Raw genomic sequence first — 6,077 nt, forward strand, 5'->3', positions numbered from 1 at the left:
CGCCGACAGCGCCACCGTCGAGCGGGCGCTGGACAACGCCGTCGCCGCGCACGACGGCTGGAACGAGACCCCGGCGGCCGGTCGCGCCGCGATCCTCGAACACGCCGCCGACCTGCTGGAACAGCGGATGCCGCAGTACATCGCCCTGTGCACCCGCGAGGCCGGCAAGAGCATCCCCGACGGCGTCGCCGAGGTTCGCGAGGCGGTCGACTTCCTGCGTTACTACGCCGGCCAGGCGCGCAAGCTGTTCACCCCCGAGGCGCTGCCCGGCCCGACCGGCGAGAGCAACACCCTGCAGCTGTCCGGCCGCGGCGTGTTCGTCTGCATCAGCCCGTGGAACTTCCCGCTGGCGATCTTCACCGGCCAGGTCGCCGCGGCGCTGGCCGCCGGCAACAGCGTGATCGCCAAACCCGCGGAGCAGACCAACCTGATCGGCTACTACGCGGTCAAGCTGCTGCACGAGGCCGGCGTGCCGGAAGCGGTGCTGCAGTTCCTGCCCGGCGACGGCGCCACCGTCGGTGCCGCGCTGACCCGCGACCCGCGCGTGGCGGGCGTCGCCTTCACCGGCTCCACCGAGACCGCGCGCGCGATCAACCGCGCGCTGGCCGCGCGCGACGCGGCGATCGGCGTGCTGATCGCCGAAACCGGCGGCCAGAACGCGTTGATCGCCGACTCGTCGTCGCTGCCGGAACAACTGGTCAAGGACGCGATCGGTTCGGCCTTCACCTCGGCCGGCCAGCGCTGCTCGGCCGCACGCGTGCTGTTCGTGCAGGAGGACATCGCCGACAAGGTGATCGGCATGCTGGCCGGGGCGATGGCCGAGCTCAAGGTCGGCGATCCGGGCCAGCTGTCCACCGACGTCGGCCCGGTGATCGACGAGGACGCGCGCCAGATCCTGGTCGATCACGCCGCGCGCATGGACAAGGAGGCGACCCTGATCGCCGAGGCCGCTCTCGACGACGATGCCGCGCACGGATGCTTCTTCGCCCCGCGCGCCTACGAGCTGAAGTCGCTGGACCAGCTGCAGCGCGAGGTGTTCGGCCCGGTGCTGCACGTGATCCGCTGGAAGGCCAGCCAGCTCGATGCGGTGATCGCCGCAATCAACGCCACCGGCTATGGCCTGACCCTGGGCATCCACTCGCGCATCGACGAGACCGTCGAGAAGATCGCCGCCAAGGTCAAGGTCGGCAACTGCTACGTCAACCGCAACCAGATTGGCGCGGTGGTCGGCGTGCAGCCGTTCGGCGGCCAGAACCTGTCCGGCACCGGCCCCAAGGCCGGCGGCCCGCACTACCTGCCGCGCTTCACCACCGAGAAGACCATCACCGTCAACACCACCGCGGCCGGCGGCAACGCCTCGCTGTTGACGCTGAGCGACTGAGGCGCGCTTCCCGGACCCACAAAAAACCCCGCCGAGGCGGGGTTTTTTGTGGCTGTTGCCAGGCGTCGACCGCGATCAGAAGCGGTACTGGCCCGAAACACCGAACAGGTGCGCATCGCCGTCGAACGAGCCGAACAGGCGCTGACCACCCGCCTGCGGCGGGGTGATGATGCCGATGTTCGGGGTGTCCGGATCGAGGTAGGTGTAGGCGAAGTTCACCTCCAGCGCCTCGCTGACGTTCCAGGTCGCGCCCAGCGAGTACCAGCGACGGTCCTCGTCCGGCAGGCGCGGGGTGCGGTGCGCGAACGTGGTCGGGGTCTCGTCGTAGGCGAAGCCCGCGCGCACGGTCCAGCTCTCGTTGAGCTTGTAGTCGGCGCCGATCGAGGCGAAGCTGGTGTCGCCCCAGCGGAACTCCTCGACCGAGTCGGGGTCCGGACCGTCGAATTCGATGCGGACCTCGCGCAGCGAGCTCCAATCGGTCTCCACGTAGCTGGCGGCCATCGAGAACGCATCGGTGAACTGATAGCGCACGTCGAGGGTGGTCACCGACGGGGTGGTCAGCTTGGCGCCCGCGCCGCCGTCGTTGAACAGCGCGGCAGTCATCGGGTTGGAATCGAACACCGCGCGGACGTTGGCCGGCACGGTCCAGTCGACGTCGCCGTCGAGCTCGAAATCGATCTCGGAGCGATGCGACAGGCCGATGGTCAGCTTGTCGGTCGGACGCAGGTTGAAGCCCAGCAGCCAGCCGAAGCCGACGTCGTCGCCCTGCACCTCGGCGAAGCCGTCGGCGGCCTGCGGACGCGCGAACGGCAGCGGACGGGTGGCCGGGTTGCCGAACAGCGCGGTGCCGAAGTCGACGCCCTTGGACAGGGTCACGTCGGCGCTGGAGAAGATCAGGCCGGCACCGACCGAGAAGCGGTCGTTGAGGTCGATCGCGCCGGACAGGGTCAGGTCGACGATCTGCACGTCGGAGGTGGCGGCGTAGTAGCGGCCGACCCAGTCGCGGTCGTACTCGGTCTTCAGACCGAACGGCGCGCTGACCATCGCACCGATCGCGGTGCCGTTGTCGAACTTGTGCACGATCGAAACCGCCGGCACCGGGGCGACATCGCCGGCCTGGCCGCCGTTGCCGCCGCTCAGCGGCTGGCCGAGCACGTCGTAGCCGTGCACGTCGTCGGCTTCGTAGTTCAGGTCGATGACGGTCAAATCGCCCTGAATGGTGGTGCCCTCGAACTGGGTCATGGTCGCCGGGTTGTTGGTGACCACCGAGGCGTCGTCGTTGCGGACACCGGCGCCGGCGAATGCGCTGCCCATCGACTTGACGCTGTTTTCCTTCAGCTGGAAGCCCGAAGCGTGGACCTGGCCGAAGGCCAGCGCGCCGGTAATGCCCAGCGCGAGCGCCGACAGGCGCGTGATGCGGTGTGCGTGTTGCATGCGTGTCGTCTCCATTGGAGTGTTATTTGGTCTTCCGGGTCGTTTGCGCGGCACCGGTATCCCTGTGCCGGGCGTGCCGGAAACCCCTCCCGACATACGACGCCGTATGCACTATAGCGTGCGAATTAACCCGATGCTAACAACCCAACTTGGCGTTTCGGCATCGGGATCCACATCGGCCGGCACGGATGCCTTATCGTCCGGGACGGGGCCTGCGCCCCAGTCCCACAGGTCATGGCCACCCTGCACTGCGTCCCATCCCGGGGCCTTCCCCTCCACGAACGGACCCGATTCCGCCCACCCGATGTTCATCGCCGTCCCGTCCCGCAAGAAAGCGCCGATGCGCTGGGCCACGCCCCTGCTGTTCGCGGCGCTGTGGCTGTGCTTCGCCTGGGTGGCGCTGCTGCCGGCCGGCGAGCAGCAACGCCTGCTGATGGAATGGGGGGCGCTGTCGGGCGGGCTGACCTCCTCGTCCGCGGCGGACTGGCAGCGCCTGGTCACCGCGCTGTTCCTGCACGCGGACTGGGCGCACCTGCTCGGCAACCTGGTGTTCCTGTTGATCTTCGGACTGCCGGCCGAGCGCAGCATGGGGCCGTGGCGGCTGCTGCTGGTGTTCCTGCTCGGCGGCGCGATCGCCAACCTGGCGGCGGTGATCACGATCGGCACCCCCGACGGCCTGATCATCGGCGCCAGCGGCGCGGTCTCGGCGCTGATCGGCGCCTACCTGGCGCTGTTCCCGCACGCCAAGCTCGGGGTGGTGCTGCCGCTGGGCCTGTACCTGCAGTTCCTGCGCGTGCCGGCCTCGTTGCTGATCGGCATCTGGGCGCTGCTGCAGATCCTGTTCACCTGGTTCGGACCGGCGTTCGGCGCGGTCGCCTGGTCGGCGCACCTGGCCGGCTTCGCCTTCGGCGGCGCGTTCGCGCTGGCGACCCGGGCCGGCATCGCCCGCCGGATGCGCCAGCGCAGCGGCTACTGACCCCGGCCGCCGACGCTTGAGAAGGCGCCGGCGCAGCCCCATCGTAGGGGTGAACGCTCCCGGTCCGTCCCCATGTCCAAGACGCTCTACAAGGTCACCTTCCTCAACGCCGGCAAGGTCTACGAGCTGTATGCCCGGCAGGTCGCATCCGGTGCGCTGTGGGGCTTCACCGAAATCCGCGAGCTGGTCTTCGATCTCGGCGACGGGGTGGTCATCGACCCGACCGAGGAGCGTCTGCGCAACGAGTTCGGCAATACCCGCGCCCTGCACCTGCCGATCCAGAGCATCGTGCGGATCGAGGAAGTCGAACGCAAAAGCCAGTCGGCGATCCGCGATGCCGCCACCGGCGAGAAGGTGGTCACGCCGTTCCCGATGCCGGCCAAGCCGCCTCGCTGAGGCATCGCCGCGGGCGTCGACTTTGTCGCGACGCCTGCGACCATCTCCCGCGATCACCGGGACCGTCGGCCGGCCCACCCCTCTCTCGCGACCGGCCGAGCCGCGACGACGATCGCCGCGCTCACTGCGCGGGCGTGGCGCCCGCGACCGTCGTCGCCAGTTTCTTCAGCTCGGCCAGCGCCGAGGCGATATGCGCTTCGCCGGCCAGCACTTCGCCGGTCTGCTCCTCGCCGGCCGGGTCCTCGCCTTCTTCCTCGCTGCCGGCCAGGTGGCCGCGCAGGCTGGACTCGACGTAGCTGGCGCGGCCGCCGTTGGCCGCGTCCTCGCTGGGGTGCAGCAGCACGTCGGGGGCGATGCCGGAAGCCTGGATCGAGCGCCCGCTGGGCGTGTAGTAGCGCGCGGTGGTCAGCTTGACCGAATCGCCGTTGTCCAGCGGCATCACGGTCTGCACCGAACCCTTGCCGAAGGTGCGGCTGCCGACGATGCGGGCGCGATCGTTGTCGCGCAGCGCGCCGGCCAGCACCTCCGAGGCGCTGGCCGAACCGGCATCGACCAGCAACACCACCGGCGCGCCGTCGAGGCGGTCGCCCGGGGTCGCCGAGAACTCGGCGTCGCTGATCGCCAGGCGGCCGCGGGTGCTGACGATCACGCCCTTCTCCAGCAGGTCGTCGGCGATCTGCACGGCCGATGTCAACAAACCGCCGGGATTGCTGCGCAGGTCGATGAGCAGCCCGCGCAGGCGGCCGCCGGCCTGTTCCTTCAGCACCGCGATCTGCTTCTCGAAATCGGCGGCGGTGTCGGCCTGGAAGGCGCTGATGCGCACGTAGCCGTAGCCGGGTTCGAGCATCTTGGCGCGCACGCTGGTGATCCGGATCACCTCGCGGGTCAGCGATACGTCGAACGGCTTGTCGCGCCCCTCGCGGACCACGGTCAGGGTCAGCGAGGAGCCGGCCGGACCGCGCAACGGCGCCGAGGTGTCGCCCTCGTCGGGCTTGAAGCCCTTGCCGTCGATCGCGGTGATCAGGTCGCCGGACTGCAGGCCGGCGCGCGCGGCCGGGGTGTCGTCGATCGGCGCGACCACCTTCAAGGTCCCGTTGGGCTGGCGCTGCAGCTCCACGCCGATGCCCTCGTAGGCGCCCCGCGACTGCTCGTCGAATTCCTCGGCCTGGCTCTTTTCGAAGTAGACGCTGTGCGGGTCGAGGTCGAACAGCAGGCCGCGGATCGCCGACTGCATCAGGTCGCCATCGTCGACCGGCTCGACGTAGGCCTGCTTGATCGCGCTATAGACGGCGACGTAGCGGCGGATCTCGTCGAGCGGCACTTTCCTGTCGTCCGCCTTGCCGGCGTCGGGCTCGGGCTGGGCGTCCTGTGCCGGCGCATCGGTCTGCGGCACGGCGGGGGCCTCCTGGGCGATCGCGCCGTTCAGGCCATGCAGGGCCAGCAGCAGTGCGGTCAACAGGACGGGGAAACGGGATTTCATGCACGGCCCTCCGGGGCGTTTCCAGTCGGGTGTCACCTCAGCCGGCGACGGCCCTTTGAATATGAACACGTTAGGCGGTGGCGACGGAAGCTTTCGTTAACCCCATGACGCGATGAATGCACGGTTCAGCGTCGCAGCCAGACGTTCGGATTGACCGGCTGGCCGTTGCGGCGCAGCTCGAAATACAGCGCCGGACGGCCGTGTCCGCCGGAACTGCCGACGCTGGCGACCGCATCGCCGCGCTTGACGCTGTCGCCGGCGTCCTTGAGCAGGGCGTCGTTGTGGGCGTACAGGCTCATGTAGCCGTTGCCGTGATCGATGATCAGCAACAGGCCGTAGCCGGTCATCCACTCGGCGTAGACGACCTGGCCGTCGGCGACCGCCTTGACCGCGGTGCCGGCATTGGCCGC

The 6,077-nt window shown here is 69.4% G+C and carries 6 protein-coding genes; 3 read left to right on the forward strand and 3 right to left on the reverse strand.

Annotated elements, in window-relative coordinates; genetic code table 11:
• Positions 1-1,381 (forward strand): bifunctional proline dehydrogenase/L-glutamate gamma-semialdehyde dehydrogenase PutA (gene putA / locus FKV24_RS11350; RefSeq protein WP_141482466.1); only part of this gene is annotated, 1,381 nt, incomplete at its 5' end.
• Between the two features lie 75 nt (positions 1,382-1,456).
• On the opposite strand, the gene FKV24_RS11355 is transcribed toward putA, so the two are convergent.
• Positions 1,457-2,815, reverse strand: a complete 1,359-nt coding sequence (locus FKV24_RS11355; RefSeq protein ID WP_170288287.1) for an OmpP1/FadL family transporter — start codon at positions 2,813-2,815, stop codon at positions 1,457-1,459.
• 304 nt (positions 2,816-3,119) lie between these two features.
• Here FKV24_RS11355 and FKV24_RS11360 point away from each other — a divergent pair, with 304 nt between their 5' ends.
• Both FKV24_RS11360 and FKV24_RS11365 read left to right on the forward strand, forming a co-directional pair.
• Positions 3,120-3,791, forward strand: a complete 672-nt coding sequence (locus FKV24_RS11360) for a rhomboid family intramembrane serine protease (RefSeq protein ID WP_111267738.1) — start codon at positions 3,120-3,122, stop codon at positions 3,789-3,791.
• Between the two features lie 72 nt (positions 3,792-3,863).
• Positions 3,864-4,187, forward strand: coding sequence for a DUF1820 family protein (locus FKV24_RS11365; RefSeq protein WP_141482467.1), 324 nt, complete (start codon positions 3,864-3,866; stop codon positions 4,185-4,187).
• A 121-nt stretch (positions 4,188-4,308) separates the two neighbouring features.
• On the opposite strand, the gene FKV24_RS11370 is transcribed toward FKV24_RS11365, so the two are convergent.
• Positions 4,309-5,667: a S41 family peptidase gene (locus FKV24_RS11370; RefSeq protein ID WP_141482468.1), complete on the reverse strand. Its 1,359-nt coding sequence runs from the start codon at positions 5,665-5,667 to the stop codon at positions 4,309-4,311.
• A 125-nt stretch (positions 5,668-5,792) separates the two neighbouring features.
• Positions 5,793-6,077 (reverse strand): murein hydrolase activator EnvC family protein (locus tag FKV24_RS11375; protein WP_141482469.1); only part of this gene is annotated, 285 nt, incomplete at its 5' end.

The organism is Marilutibacter maris, from assembly GCF_006546735.2.
Lineage (GTDB): Bacteria > Pseudomonadota > Gammaproteobacteria > Xanthomonadales > Xanthomonadaceae > Marilutibacter > Marilutibacter maris.